Annotated in this window: 13 protein-coding genes and 1 tRNA gene; 11 read left to right on the top strand and 3 right to left on the bottom strand. The window is 62.3% G+C overall.

What is annotated here, in order from left to right; genetic code table 11:
* Positions 1 to 46 precede the first annotated feature (46 nt).
* The 4 genes from AC0L2Y_RS14165 (at position 47) to AC0L2Y_RS14150 (ending at position 3116) form a co-directional block, all read left to right on the top strand.
* On the top strand, positions 47 to 514 hold the full coding sequence (locus AC0L2Y_RS14165; RefSeq protein ID WP_473557010.1) for a cyclophilin-like fold protein: 468 nt from the start codon (positions 47 to 49) through the stop codon (positions 512 to 514).
* A gap of 103 nt (positions 515 to 617) precedes the next feature.
* On the top strand, positions 618 to 1076 hold the full coding sequence (locus AC0L2Y_RS14160; protein WP_473557009.1) for a (R)-mandelonitrile lyase: 459 nt from the start codon (positions 618 to 620) through the stop codon (positions 1074 to 1076).
* A gap of 27 nt (positions 1077 to 1103) precedes the next feature.
* Entirely contained in the window at positions 1104 to 1880 is a 777-nt protein-coding gene (locus tag AC0L2Y_RS14155; protein ID WP_473557006.1) for a carboxymuconolactone decarboxylase family protein, read from the top strand.
* A 15-nt stretch (positions 1881 to 1895) separates the two neighbouring features.
* On the top strand, positions 1896 to 3116 hold the full coding sequence (locus AC0L2Y_RS14150; RefSeq protein ID WP_473557004.1) for an arabinose transporter: 1221 nt from the start codon (positions 1896 to 1898) through the stop codon (positions 3114 to 3116).
* Positions 3117 to 3368: 252 nt separating this feature from the next.
* Here the strand turns inward: AC0L2Y_RS14150 and AC0L2Y_RS14145 are convergent.
* Positions 3369 to 3445, bottom strand: a tRNA-Arg gene (locus AC0L2Y_RS14145).
* Positions 3446 to 3757: 312 nt separating this feature from the next.
* Positions 3758 to 5245 (bottom strand): ATP-binding protein, encoded by a 1488-nt coding sequence (locus AC0L2Y_RS14140; protein WP_473557001.1) that lies wholly within the window; start codon positions 5243 to 5245, stop codon positions 3758 to 3760.
* Positions 5246 to 5578: 333 nt separating this feature from the next.
* On the opposite strand from AC0L2Y_RS14140, the gene rpmH reads away from it, so the two are divergent.
* The 5 genes from rpmH to yihA all read left to right on the top strand — a co-directional run bounded on the left by rpmH (position 5579) and on the right by yihA (position 9370).
* Positions 5579 to 5713 (top strand): 50S ribosomal protein L34, encoded by a 135-nt coding sequence (gene rpmH / locus AC0L2Y_RS14135; RefSeq protein ID WP_008833937.1) that lies wholly within the window; start codon positions 5579 to 5581, stop codon positions 5711 to 5713.
* A 23-nt stretch (positions 5714 to 5736) separates the two neighbouring features.
* On the top strand, positions 5737 to 6090 hold the full coding sequence (gene rnpA / locus AC0L2Y_RS14130; RefSeq protein WP_352539960.1) for a ribonuclease P protein component: 354 nt from the start codon (positions 5737 to 5739) through the stop codon (positions 6088 to 6090).
* 13 nt (positions 6091 to 6103) lie between these two features.
* Positions 6104 to 7915, top strand: coding sequence for a membrane protein insertase YidC (yidC, locus tag AC0L2Y_RS14125; RefSeq protein ID WP_473556999.1), 1812 nt, complete (start codon positions 6104 to 6106; stop codon positions 7913 to 7915).
* A gap of 160 nt (positions 7916 to 8075) precedes the next feature.
* A complete protein-coding gene (locus AC0L2Y_RS14120; protein WP_473556996.1) occupies positions 8076 to 8714 on the top strand; it encodes a CatB-related O-acetyltransferase in 639 nt (212 codons plus the stop codon).
* Entirely contained in the window at positions 8711 to 9370 is a 660-nt protein-coding gene (yihA, locus tag AC0L2Y_RS14115; RefSeq protein WP_473556994.1) for a ribosome biogenesis GTP-binding protein YihA/YsxC, read from the top strand. Before AC0L2Y_RS14120 ends, yihA begins: the two co-directional genes overlap by 4 nt.
* Positions 9371 to 9391: 21 nt before the next feature.
* Here yihA and AC0L2Y_RS14110 read toward each other — a convergent pair whose 3' ends face one another.
* Positions 9392 to 10141, bottom strand: coding sequence for a TetR/AcrR family transcriptional regulator (locus AC0L2Y_RS14110; RefSeq protein ID WP_352490516.1), 750 nt, complete (start codon positions 10139 to 10141; stop codon positions 9392 to 9394).
* 143 nt (positions 10142 to 10284) lie between these two features.
* Between AC0L2Y_RS14110 and AC0L2Y_RS14105 the strand changes: the two genes are divergently transcribed.
* A complete protein-coding gene (locus tag AC0L2Y_RS14105; RefSeq protein WP_473556991.1) occupies positions 10285 to 11463 on the top strand; it encodes an HlyD family secretion protein in 1179 nt (392 codons plus the stop codon).
* A 67-nt stretch (positions 11464 to 11530) separates the two neighbouring features.
* Entirely contained in the window at positions 11531 to 13084 is a 1554-nt protein-coding gene (locus AC0L2Y_RS14100; RefSeq protein ID WP_352490571.1) for a DHA2 family efflux MFS transporter permease subunit, read from the top strand.
* Positions 13085 to 13273 lie beyond the last annotated feature (189 nt).

The following is a 13273-nucleotide window of genomic DNA, read 5'->3' as shown; positions in this document are numbered from 1 at the left end:
GTGTGCCGGAACAATGGACATGGCCGCACCGATTGGGAGACCTTAAATGACACGCGACGCATGGCTTTCACGCCGCACCTTGCTGGCAGGCGCTGCCGGCTTCGCGCTTCCCTCTTCGGTGCGCTCTCAGACCTCCACAACCCAGGGTACGAAAGGAGCCCCGATGCGCCTGAGATTTGTTTTTGCAGATCAGGATTTCACGGCGACGCTGGAGAACAATCCTTCCGCGGACGATCTGGTCTCGATGCTGCCGCTGGACCTGACGATCGACGACTATTCGTCCAACGAGAAGATCGCCTATCTGCCGCGCAAGCTCACCGAGGAAGGCAGCGGTCGCTTCGGGAACGAGGCAGCTGGCGATCTTTGCTACTACGCCCCCTGGGGCAATCTTGCGATGTTTCATGGTCCCTATCGCTGGTCGCGCGGCCTGATCCGGCTTGGGCGACTAGACCAGGGACCGGCGCCGCTTCTGATGCGCGGAGAACATCCGCTGCGCGTCGAAATGCTGTCCTGAACCTGGAAGCCGCTGCGCATCAGGACAATGCCGCGGCTGTCGGACAAAACCCGCATCATTCACCGAGAACGGCAAGAAGCCGCAAACGCAGAAGGAGACCGACATGAAGAAGATTCTCGCTGCCGCTGCGATCAGCACGGTCGGCCTGATGCCGGCCGAGGCCGAGACCATCGAAATCCGCACGAACGGCAGCACGCCGGCCGTGATCGGAGCGGCGGACAACTTCACCGGGCAGGCGGTCATCAGCCCGCTCTATCCGCCTACCGACATTACGCGGGCGAGCACCGGACTGGTGAACTTCGCGCCCGGCGCGCGGACGGTCTGGCACACCCATCCGGCAGGCCAGATGCTTATCGTCACGAGCGGTCAAGGCTGGGTGCAGGAAGAGGGCAAAGAGCGGCGCGGCATCAATCCTGGCGATGTGGTCTGGATTCCGGCCGGCGTGAAGCACTGGCATGGAGCGACCGCGATCAGCCCCATGGCGCATATCGCCTTGAGCTACATGCAGGACGGCAAGAACGTCGACTGGCTCGAACCTGTTTCCGACGAGCAATACCGCTGACGGGATAACGGAACGAAAGGCTTCATCATGAAAACCTCGACCGTTCTGGCTCTCGCTCTTTCCATGGGAGCCGTCGATACCGCCGCGCAAACCGGATCGCAGACCGGCAGCCTGTCCCGCGAAGACGTGCGAACCGTTTCGCCCGCGCTTGAGCGCTACGCCGATGAGAAGCTTGCAAATGGCCTCTGGAAGAGGCCGGGCCTGTCGCTGCGGGATCGCAGCATCGTCACTATCGCTGCCGTGATCACGCGCAACCAGGGCATTCTCCTGCCTGAGCAAGTGCATCTCGCACTCGACAATGGGGTGAAGCCGGCCGAAATCTCAGAGATTATCACGCATCTCGCCTTCTATGCCGGCTGGGGCAATGCGATTGCCGCGACGGGCATCACGAAGGAGGTGTTCGCGGCGCGCGGTGTCGGACCCGACCAGCTCCCCAAGGCCATGGTTGATTTCCTGCCGCTGGACGAAAAAGCCGAGGCCGATCGCGCCGCCGGCGTCGCGCAGGGCACGGGACCGGCATCGCCGGGATTGGTGCGGGATACGACCGACATATTGTTTCGCGACTTGTGGCTGCGGCCCGATCTCGCCCCGCGCGATCGCAGTCTGGTGACGGTCAGCGCCCTGATCTCGGCCGGCCAGGTCGAGCAGATTTCCTACCATCTCAACCGGGCGATGGATAACGGACTGATGCGCATGGAAGCCTCCGAAGCCATCAGCCATCTCGCGTACTACGCCGGATGGCCGAACGCTTTCTCGGCGGCCGCTGTTGCGCGCTCCGTGTTCGAGAAGCGGTCCGCCAACTGAACGCTGCTGGTCGCGATGACTCAATTGCCCTCATTGTCCAGACCGCCGCCATCGGTCGCCGTGACGTTGCTGCCGATCATGGCGGCCGTGTTGGCCGGCTTCCTCGTCATCGGCGCGGCCCTGCCGGTGCTGCCGCTGCATGTGAATCAGGATCTCGGCTTCGGAACTTTCGTCGTCGGCCTGGTTGCGGGCTCGCAATTTGCCGCGTCTCTGATCACGCGCATATGGTCCGGCACCTATTCGGATGCGAATGGCGGCAAACGCAGCGTCGTGCTCGGCCTGATCGCCGCAGCCGGTGCTGGATTGCTGTATCTCCTGTCCTTGACCTTCGTGAGTTCGCCAACCCTCTCGGTTGCGATTCTTCTGGTGGGACGTGCGGTGCTCGGTGGAGCCGAAAGCTTCATCATCACCGGGGGCGTGAACTGGGGATTGGCCATGGTCGATTCCGGCCATGCGGGGAAGGTCATCGCCTGGGTCGGCACGGCCATGTTCGCGGCGCTCGCCTTCGGCGGTCCGCTCGGCACGATGCTCTTTGTACCGTACGGCTTTGTCGCGATCGGCCTTATCACGACCTTGGCGCCACTGCTCGTTCTGCTGTTCCTGTTGCGAGCGCCGAGTCCGCCCGTCCTATCGGCACGGACGAGATCCACCTTTGGCGGCGTGATTGGAGCGGTCTGGCTACCCGGACTTGGCGCGGCGCTTAGCAGCATCGGCTATTGCGCCATTCTCGCATTCAGCTCGCTCCTTTATGCCAATCACGGCTGGCAGCCCGTCTGGCTTGCCTTCACTGCCTTTGGCGCGGCGTTGATCGTGGCGCGAATGATGTTTGGCCATCTGCCGGATAAGTTCGGCGGCGCGAGAATCGCCTTGGTGTTCGTTCTGGTGCAAGCGGCCGGATTGATCCTCATGGGATTAGCCCGAAGCACGATGATGGCATCCGCCGGAGCCGCTCTCGCGGGACTCGGCTACTCGCTCGTCTATCCCGGTCTGGGTGTCGAGGCTGTCCGTGACACCTCGCCTGAAAGCCGCGGGCTGGCAATGGGCATCTACACGGTCTTTCTCGATGTCGCGATGGCTCTAGGAAGCCCGGCGTTGGGATGGGCTGCCGATCGAGCAGGTTTGAGCGTTGTGTTCTTTATCAGCGCCGGTGTCACCTTTTGTACGACGGCCATTGCCTTGTATTTAGCCTACAGCACGCACCGAGGCCAACGGGCGCCTGCAACGAGGTCTTATTGATAAACTTCGCGGCAATCAGCGGCCTTCTACGTTCGCAACCGAAGTAGATTTAGAGTGAAATGGCTCATGCCACCCAAGTGATATATGGCACGTGCCTGCTGATCAGAAATCAGCCATTCAACCCGAGAGATTCAACCTTTTCCACCGCCTAACGCCGCCGTTTCTACGCCTTTCGCTCGCGGACTATCTCCCGCTCTTTGCGCGGGCGTAGTCTGATGGGAATCGGGCTATATCGTGCGATCGGTGGGTATTTGGCGCGCCCGAAGAGATTCGAACTCCTGACCCCCAGATTCGTAGTCTGGTGCTCTATCCAGCTGAGCTACGGGCGCGCAACAGGCCATGCTTTGCATAGCCCCGCGAACCGATCCTGGCGACCGGCCGCGAATGTGAGCTGTTCCCTAGCGACTGAATTTGCGAAAAGCAAGCCGATCCTGGCCAAAAGTTTTGCCGTCATGTGCCGGCCGGCGAAGGCAAGACCGCGTCACGCGGCGGCCGAGCCGATAGGTCGTCTTCTCGGACCGGTCATTTGCCAATCGAAACGGTCCGTAACGAAACACGCCGTTGCACGGCGGCCGAGCCGATGGCTCATAGCCTCGGACCAACCATTTGCGAATTGAAACAGCCCGTAACGAAACGGTTCGTTACGCCGGGCGGCGCAGACCGTTGCGGGCCTGGTCGAGCCGGACCGGCTGGTCGGGAATGGTGACCGCGAATGTGGTGCGACCGCCGATGCTTTCGACCAGTTCCACCGTGCCGCCATGGGCGCGGATCAATTCATGGGCGATCGCCAGGCCAAGGCCGGTGCCGCCGCTGCGGGCCGAGCCGCGAAATGCCGCAAACAGGTTTTCTCGCGCCTTTGGCGGCAGGCCGGGACCGGTGTCGGTGACGACGATGCGGCTGACGCTGCCGATGCGCTCGGCCGCTATGGTCAGGCGGCGCACCACCGCGCTCTCGGTGTCCGCCGCCATCGCCTGCACGGCGTTGCGGCTAAGATTGGTGAGCACGCGGAACAGCTGGTCGGAATCGGCGTCGACCTCGAGCACCGGGTCGACGGCGTTGACGAATTCGATACCGCATTCGATGTCGAGCAGGCCCTGGACGTCTTCGACCAGCTGGCGCAGCCGCAGCCTGCGGCGCGACGGCGGCGGCTCCTGGGTGCGGCCATAGGCCAGCACGCCCTCCGAATAGGACACCGCACGGTCGAGCGCGCGCAGCAGTTTTGGCGCGAAGGCCTGCACGGTCGGGTCCTTGACCTGGCGCAGGCGGTCCGACATCAGCTGCGCCGAGGCGAGGATGTTGCGCATGTCGTGGTTGATCTTCGACACGGCCAGGCCGAGATCGGCCAGGTGCTTCTGCTCGGTCAGCATCTTTTGCAGCCGCTCCTGCATCTGCGACAGCTCGCGTTCGGCGACGCCGATCTCGTCGCCCCGCGCGGCGGGGTGAATGATGCGACCGGGATCGTCGGGCGCCTCGGAAAAGGACAGCATCGAGCGTGTCATCGTCCTGATCGGGCCGATCATGATCAGGTCTATCGCGGCGTAGACCAGCATGGCGGTGAACAGCGAGATCAGCAACGAGACGAAGGCGACGTTGCGCGAATAGATCAGCATGGCATTGCGCAGGCGGTGGTCGGGCATGATCAGCTCGAATTCCTTGTCGCTGTCGCCGACCGGGCCGAAAACGCGCAGCATGCGCTTGCCGCCGAAAAACAGCGTGTCCAGCGCGCCGGTCATGCCCTTGATCATGCCGACATTGGCGATATCGATATGCTCGTCGACCTGCGGCGGCATTTCGGCCACGACCAGAAGCCGCGAGACGCCGCCGTCGCGGACGGCGATCGCCTTGGCGCCGATCGCCATCAGCACGTCGTTCTGGGCGGCACGCGACAGCGAGGCAGGTTCGCCCTGCACCAGGACGATTGAAACCGCGGCGGCGGTGCTCAGCCTCTCCTTCAGCCAGCTCAGCCTGTAGCTGGCAATCCAGGGCACGAAGATGAGGATTTCGGCCAAGAGCACGAAGACGATGGTGAGCAGCAGCAGCTTGGTCGACAGGCCGCGCGCCAGCGGCACCCTGCGGGTCGCCGCCTTCGCCTGGGCGATGCTTTCCTCGGTTGCTGGGACTTCACTCATGCTCGTCGTCACGGCTGCCTGTCATCACGGCTGCTTGTCTTAAGGACTGCTCGTCTTCACGATCGCTTGATCGGGTGAGATTAGGCGATTGCGGCTTTTTTGCCAAATTCATCCTTGGTCGAAGCCGGACAAAGGGCCGCAAGGCTTCCCTGCCGGGTCCGACAATGCCGGCCCGACGCTGGATTGACTTCCAAAACCCTTCTTTCTATAAGCCCGCTCACGCTCGGGCCATTCGTCCCGGCGCGGTTTCGATCGCGCCAAAACCGGCCCGGCAAAGCTCCTGTTACAAAGTGACAGAATCAAGAAGGGCCGCACCCCGCGGTATTTAAACAAATGAAGCGTACTTACCAGCCGTCCAAACTCGTCCGCAAACGCAGGCACGGTTTCCGCGCCCGCATGGCCACCAAAGGTGGCCGCGGCGTCGTCGCAGCCCGCCGCAACCGCGGCCGCAAACGTCTCAGCGCCTGAGCACCAAGCGAGAGACAAGATCGTTGCCCGCAACCGGCAAGCCAACGGGTGCCCATCCCAAGCGGCTTCTGAAGCGCGCGGAATTCCTGGCCGTCCGCCGTGGCGAAAAGCGCCGCGGGCGGCTTTTCCTCGTCGAGGTCCTGGGCCGCGGCGACAGCGAAGCGCCGCGCGTCGGCTATACCGTCACCAGGAAGGTCGGCAACGCCGTCGTTCGCAACCGCATTCGGCGGCGGCTCAGAGAGGCCGTGCGCACGCATGCCGCGGATGACATGGCGCCCGGCAATGATTATGTCATCGTCGGGCGCGAAGACGTGCTTACCACTCCGTTCGGCCAGTTGAAGGCCGAACTCTCCCGCAGATTGCGTGGAACACGATAGGCCAAGGGCTTCGATGGAAAACAACCGCAACTTCTTCATCACCATCGCACTGTCGGTGCTGATCCTGGCGCTTTGGCAATATTTCTATGTGATGCCGCGCAGCGAGATGCAGCGCGAGGCCGCCCGCATCGAAGAGCAGCGCGTGGCGGAGCAGAAGAAGGCCGCCCAAGGCACCAGCCCGGGAGCCAGCGAAACTCCGGTGCAGCCGGGCGCCATTCCAAACGCGCCTGGCGGCGACGTCGTGACGCCGGCCGGCCGCGAGCAGGCGATTGCCTCGACCAGCCGCGTGAAGATCGACACGCCGAGCCTCGAAGGTTCGATCAACCTCACCGGCGCGCGTCTCGATGATCTCCGGCTCAAGCATTACAGGGAGACGGTCGACAAGAATTCGCCCGAGATCGAGCTGCTCAACCCGCAGACGCTGCCCACCGGCTATTTCGCCGAGATCGGCTTCGTCGGTAACGACAAGACCGGTACCGTGCCGGGCTCGGATACGGTGTGGACTGTGAACGGCAATCCGACGCTGACCCCGTCGACTCCGGTGACGCTGACCTACACCAATGACAAGGGCCTGACGTTCAAGCGCACCGTCTCGGTCGACAACGACTACATGTTCACCATCTCGGATATGGTGCAGAATTCCGGCAGCGGCCCCGTTTCGCTGTTCAACTACGGCCGCGTCACGCGCTACGACAAGCCGGCCGTCGCCAGCACCTATGTGCTGCATGAGGGACTGATCGGGGTTACCGGGAGCGAGGGCCTGCAAGAGTACAAATATTCCAAGATCGAGTCGGACAAGCAGGTCACGCCGGGCAAGTCGACAGACGGCTGGCTTGGCATCACAGACAAATACTGGGCAGTGACGCTGGTGCCAACCGAGAAGCAGCCGTTCCAGCCGCGCTATGCCTATTTCGAGGACGGTCGGCACCGCTACCAGTCTGACTTCCTCACCGACCCCATCAATGTCGAGGGCGGCCAGTCAGCGACTGTCGAGACCGAGGTCTTCGCTGGCGCGAAGGAAGTGGCCAAGATCAACGCCTATGAAACAGACCGTCATATTCGCCAGTTCAACCTGGTGATCGACTGGGGGTATTTCTATTTCATCACCAAGCCGATGTTCTGGCTGATCGACACGCTGTACAAATTCTTCGGCAATTTCGGCCTGGCGATCCTCGCCACCACCGTCATCGTCAAAGCGCTGTTCTTCCCGCTCGCCAACAAATCGTACGCGTCGATGGCGAACATGAAGAAGGTGCAGCCAAAGATGCTCGAGATCCGCGAAAAATACGCGGACGACAAGATGAAGCAGCAGCAGGCGATGATGGAGCTCTACAAGACCGAGAAGATCAATCCGCTCGCGGGCTGTTGGCCGGTGGCGTTGCAGATCCCGGTGTTCTTCTCGCTCTACAAGGTGCTCTACATCACCATCGAGATGCGCCACGCGCCGTTCTTCGGCTGGATCCAGGATCTGGCGGCGCCGGACCCGACATCAATCTTCAACCTGTTCGGGCTGATCCCGGTCACCTTGCCGCACATGCTGATGATCGGCGTCTGGCCGCTGATCATGGGCGTGACGATGTTCCTGCAGATGCGCATGAACCCGACGCCGCCGGACCCGACGCAGGCTGCGATCTTCACCTGGATGCCTGTGATCTTCACTTTCATGATGGCGGGTTTTCCGGCCGGCCTGGTCATCTACTGGGCCTGGAACAACACGCTGTCGATCCTGCAGCAGGGCGTGATCATGAAGCGGCAAGGCGCCAAGATCGAATTGTGGGACAATCTGGTCGCGCTGTTCCGCAAGAAACCGTCGCCGGCGGAATAGCCGGCGCTCCGACGATGCGAAACCCAAAAAGCCCCGGTTCGTCCGGGGCTTTTTGCACAAGCTGCCCCCCTTGACCAAGCGAGCCTGGATTAAGCGATTGGTACTGCCGGACGGATCGCGCTATTTTGACCTGGCTGGCAGTTGCCCGACGGAGCTCGATATGACCGGACCCAATCCATCGATCAAGCATCCGATCCCGTTGCACACGCGTGTCGGCTTTCTGAAACCGCTGGTGACGGCGCCGAATATCGAGATCGGCGACTTCACCTATTATGACGACCCTGACGGACCCGACAAATTCGCCGAAAGATGCGTGCTGCATCATTATCCGTTCATCGGCGACAGGCTGGTCATCGGCAAGTTCTGCGCCATTGCCGAAGGCGCGCGCTTCATCATGAACGGCGCCAATCACGCCATGTCCGGCTTTTCGACCTATCCGTTCAACATCTTTGGCCACGGCTGGGAGGAAGGCTTCGACCCGGCGACATGGTCGAAGGAGGTGCGTGGCGACACAATCGTCGGCAACGACGTCTGGATCGGCATGGAAGCGGTGATGCTGCCGGGCGTGAAGATCGGCGACGGCGCCATCGTCGCGGCAAAGTCGGTGGTGACGCACGATGTGCCGGCCTATGCGATCGTCGCCGGCAATCCGGCGAAGGTGGTGAAGATGCGCTTCGACGACAGGACCATCCGGCGGCTGCTGGCGCTGGCGTGGTGGCACTGGCCGGTGGAAAAAATCAGCCGCAATCTCGATGCCATTCGTGGCAGCAATATTTTTCTTCTGGAGGCAGCGGTTTGAACGCGTTGAGCAAGACCACGATCGGCATCGAATTGTTCACGCGAGCCTGGATTTTCATCCGCGGCGTGCCGGCAATGAAATTCCTGCCGCCGGAGGGACCGCCCGAGATCGCCTTTGCCGGCCGCTCCAATGTCGGCAAATCGTCGCTGATCAACGCGCTGGTCAACCAGAAGGGGCTGGCGCGCACCTCCAACACGCCGGGCCGGACGCAAGAGCTCAACTATTTCGTGCCGGGCGGATTTTCGGGAGAAGGCGCCGACCTGCCGCCAATGGCGCTGGTCGACATGCCGGGCTATGGCTACGCCACGGCGCCCAAGGAAAAGGTCGACGAGTGGACGAAGCTCGTGTTCGACTATCTGAAGGGCCGGGTGACGCTGAAGCGCGTCTACGTGCTGATCGATGCCCGCCATGGCATCAAGGCCAAGGACGACGAGGTGCTGTCGCTGCTCGACAAGGCGGCGGTCTCGTATCAGATCGTGCTGACCAAGACCGACAAGATCAAGGCGGCGGGGGTACCGCGGCTGATCGAGGAAACGCTCCAGAAGATAAAGAAACGCCCGGCGGCCTTTCCCTTCGTGCTCGCCACGTCGTCGGAAAAGAGCGAGGGCCTCGAGGAATTGCGTGCGGCGATCGTGCTCGCCGCCAACGGCGGATAGGCCACCGACCCTGGCAGCCTGTCAGGCGAGGCTGGAGGCCCGTTCCTGCTCGGCAAGCTGTTCGGTGCCGTAGGCCTTCAGGAATACATCGACGCCCGACCTGACGATATGTTCGATCTCGGCCGCACTTGGCGCCTTGGTGCGATAGGCGAATATGCACTGGCGGAACAGACCGGCCAGGCACAGCTCGGTGAACTGATAGGCGGCAAGCTCGACGTCGTCGATCTTCAGCAGGCCGCGTTCGATAGCCATGTTGAGGAAAACGACGACCCTGTCATGGCCGCGCTTGGGCCCGCGTTCGTAAAATCGCGCGCCAAGCTCCGGAATGCGTTCCGACGCGCCGATCACCGTCCGCTGCGCCAGGATGACCCTCGCCGAAGTGATCTTCATGGACAGCACGATGCCGAACTTCACCAGCGTCTGGCGAAGGTCGCCGATCTGGTCGAGCACCTCATACATGTTCTTGAAAATCGTGCCGCGCTCTTCCTCGATCAGCGCTTCGAACAGCTCTTCCTTATTGGCGAAGTAGACATAGATCGTGCCCTTGGACACGCCGGCCTCACGCGTGATGTCGTTCATCGACGCGGCTTCGAAGCCCTTGTCGATGAAGACACGGCGCGCACCGTCGATGATCTGGCTGCGCTTGACCGGGTCTTGCCCCGCGGCCGGGCGGCCGCGCGGCAGACTGTCCAGCAGATCGCACTGGTCCTTACCAGCGCTGGGCAATGGGCCTGAATCAGGCAAAGGAGCGGCCTTGGGGGCTTCGGCCATAATGTCACACCTCGTAAAATAATTCGAACCATCCGGTTCGATTGCTCTTGATATGGTCCTCTTTAAGCGCTAAGTCAACGTCGAGATCGAACCGAACGGTTCAGTCTGATGAAGTTCAGCGCCAGTTAATTTAGAGAGATATCATGTCCTCGAACGCGCCCACCAGTGCCGAAGTCCGCCCTTTCCCCAACGCCAAGGTCCAGCCTGCGATCGAAGCGCCGGAAGCCCCTCTCAAGCCCGCCGACGTCACCCCGCTGGCTCCCGCCAAGAAGAAGCGCTCGATGCGCTCGATGTTGCTGCCCATCATCGGCCTGGCCCTGCTGGGCGCCGGCGCCTGGTATGGCTATGATTACTGGACAGACGGGCGCTTCATGATCACGACCGACGACGCCTATGTCCAGGCCGACACGGCGTTCATCTCGCCAAAAATCTCGGGCTACGTCGATCAGGTCAAAGTGACCGAGAACCAGCAGGTGAAGGACGGCGACCCGCTGCTGATCGTCGATGACGGCGACTACAAGATAGCCGTTGCCCAGGCCGAGGCGCAGATCGCCACGTTGAGCAAGACGCTCGACCGCATCGATGCCCAGACCGAGGCGGCGCGCGCCTCGCTCAAGCAGGCGCAGGCGCAGAAGACCGCCGACCAGGCCGCGGCCGATAATGCCAAGCGAGCTCAGGTTCGTGCCGCCCAGTTGCTCAAGACCCGCGTCGGTACGCAGGCCCAGTTGGACGATGCCCAGACGGCGGTCGAGCAAGCCAATGCCGCGCTTGCCGGCGCCGACGCACAGATCGCGGCGGCTCAAGCCAATATCGGCGTGCTCCAGGCGCAGCGCGCGGAATCGGCCAGCACGCTGGCCTCGCTGCAGCTTGCCCACGACAAGGCGGTGCGGGATCTGTCCTTCACCGTGTTGCGCGCACCCTATGACGGCGTGGTCGGCAACCGCTCGGTCGAGCAGGGCGACCTGATCAGCCCCGGACAGAAGCTCGCCGTCATCGTACCAATGGACAAGCTCTACATCGTCGCCAACTTCAAGGAGACCCAGCTTGCCCGGCTGGTGCCCGGTGAAAAGGTCAGGGTGTCGGTCGACGCGATCGACGGCCAAGACATCGAGGGTACCGTGTCGTCGCTGGCGCCGGCTTCGGGAGCAGTGTTCTCGCTGCTGCCGCCGGAGAATGCCACAGGCAATTTCACCAAGGTGGTGCAGCGCGTTCCGGTTCGCATCGACGTGCCCGCGGATGTGCTGAAGACGGGCAAGCTGCGCGCCGGCCTGAGCGTCGTCGTCGCTGTCGACAGCCGCACGGCGCCTTCGGCATCGAAGTAAAGCGGAACCGGGAGCAAAGGTCATGGCGACCGCAACCCTGACTGCAGGATCGACACCGGCGCCAGCCATGCCGGTGCCGGTCGACCACATCTCGACACGCCGCGTCATCGCCTTCCTGGCAATGGTGTTCGGCATGTTCATGGCCATCCTGGACATCCAGATCGTCTCGGCCTCGCTGGCCGAGATCCAGGCGGGCCTGAGTGCCAGTTCGGACGAGATTCCGTGGGTGCAGACGGCCTATCTGATTGCCGAGGTGGTGATGATCCCGCTGTCGGGCTTCCTCAGCCGGATGCTGTCGACGCGCGTGCTGTTCACGATCTCGGCGGCAGGCTTCACCGCGGCCAGCGCGCTGGCGGCGACCGCAACCAATATCGACCAGATGATCGTCTACCGGGCCGTGCAGGGCTTCATCGGCGGCGGCATGATCCCGAGCGTCTTTGCAGCCGCCTTCACCATCTTCCCGCCGTCGCGCCGTGCCGTCGTCTCGCCGATGATCGGCCTGGTGGCGACCTTGGCGCCGACCATCGGCCCGACCGTCGGCGGCTATATCAGCCATGCCATGTCCTGGCACTGGCTGTTTCTGGTCAATGTCGTGCCCGGCATTCTGGTGACGACGGCCGCCTGGTCGCTGATCGACTTCGACAAACCCAATCTCAAGCTGTTCAGCAAGTTCGACTGGTGGGGGCTCGCCGGCATGGCCGCCTTTCTGGGCTGCATGGAATATGTGCTGGAAGAAGGTCCCAACAACGACTGGCTGCAGGATCAGGCGGTGCTCGTTTGCGCCATCATCATGACCTTCGGCGCGGTGCTGTTCTTCTGGCGCGTGTTCACCGCCGAGGAGCCGATTGTCGATCTGAGGGCCTTCAGCAATATCAATTTTGCCTTCGGCTCGCTGTTCTCCTTCGTCGTCGGCATCGGCCTCTACGGTCTGACCTATCTTTATCCGGTGTTCCTGGGGCGCATCCGCGGCTACGATTCGATGATGATCGGCGAGGCGCTGTTCGTCAGCGGCCTGGCCATGTTCTTCACCGCGCCGATCTCCGGCATCCTGTCGAACAAGATGGACCCGCGCATCATGATGATGATCGGCTTCTTCGGCTTCGCCACCGGGACCTGGTGGATGACGCATCTCACCGCCGACTGGGATTTCTATGAACTGCTGATCCCGCAGATCCTGCGCGGCTGCTCGATGATGCTTTGCATGGTGCCGATCAACAACATTGCGCTCGGAACCTTGCCGCCGGAGCGCCTGAAGAATGCGTCTGGCCTGTTCAACCTGACCCGCAATCTCGGCGGTGCCGTCGGCCTGGCCGTCATCAACACTGTGCTGATCGACCGCAATGCCTTCCACTACGCCAGGCTCTCCGAGCACGTGCAATGGGGAAGTGCCGCTGCGCAGCAGAAGCTGCAGAACATGACGGTCAACTTCGAGCAGACCGCCGGGCTCGACGCCTCCAAGGCGGCCATCTCCAAACTGTCAGGCATGGTCCAGCAGCAGGCATCGCTGCTGTCGTTCATGGACGTATTCTTCATGCTGACGGTTTTGTTCGCGACGCTTGGGCTCTTCACCCTGGTGATCCGCAAGCCAGCCGCTCAGGGCGGCGGTGGCGGAGGCCATTGAGGCGCGCCGGATCCCCCGCCTGGCGCCCTCGCGCATGACCCCGAAAAGCGATTTTCGGGGTCATGCGCAAATCAACCATTACGAAGTCTTGGAGCGGCGGACACTCCACCGCTCCAACTTTTTGTTTGAGCATCGGATTTTCCCAAAACCGCTTCGCACTTTTGGGTCCGATGCTCTAGCGCGCTCCGA

The organism is Mesorhizobium sp. WSM4830 (assembly GCF_055811495.1).
Note: the sequence above shows the minus strand (reverse complement) of the source record. Positions and strands in the feature narration are given on the sequence as shown.

Excerpts from the sequence above, each read along its gene's own strand:
- AC0L2Y_RS14165 (WP_473557010.1), top strand. The coding sequence starts at position 47 with ATGACACGCGACGCATGGCTTTCACGCCGCACCTTGCTGGCAGGCGCT.
- AC0L2Y_RS14160 (WP_473557009.1), top strand. The coding sequence starts at position 618 with ATGAAGAAGATTCTCGCTGCCGCTGCGATCAGCACGGTCGGCCTGATG.
- AC0L2Y_RS14155 (WP_473557006.1), top strand. The coding sequence starts at position 1,104 with ATGAAAACCTCGACCGTTCTGGCTCTCGCTCTTTCCATGGGAGCCGTC.
- AC0L2Y_RS14150 (WP_473557004.1), top strand. The coding sequence starts at position 1,896 with ATGACTCAATTGCCCTCATTGTCCAGACCGCCGCCATCGGTCGCCGTG.
- AC0L2Y_RS14140 (WP_473557001.1), bottom strand. The coding sequence starts at position 5,245 with ATGAGTGAAGTCCCAGCAACCGAGGAAAGCATCGCCCAGGCGAAGGCG.
- rpmH (WP_008833937.1), top strand. The coding sequence starts at position 5,579 with ATGAAGCGTACTTACCAGCCGTCCAAACTCGTCCGCAAACGCAGGCAC.
- yidC (WP_473556999.1), top strand. The coding sequence starts at position 6,104 with ATGGAAAACAACCGCAACTTCTTCATCACCATCGCACTGTCGGTGCTG.
- AC0L2Y_RS14120 (WP_473556996.1), top strand. The coding sequence starts at position 8,076 with ATGACCGGACCCAATCCATCGATCAAGCATCCGATCCCGTTGCACACG.
- AC0L2Y_RS14110 (WP_352490516.1), bottom strand. The coding sequence starts at position 10,141 with ATGGCCGAAGCCCCCAAGGCCGCTCCTTTGCCTGATTCAGGCCCATTG.
- AC0L2Y_RS14105 (WP_473556991.1), top strand. The coding sequence starts at position 10,285 with ATGTCCTCGAACGCGCCCACCAGTGCCGAAGTCCGCCCTTTCCCCAAC.
- AC0L2Y_RS14100 (WP_352490571.1), top strand. The coding sequence starts at position 11,531 with ATGCCGGTGCCGGTCGACCACATCTCGACACGCCGCGTCATCGCCTTC.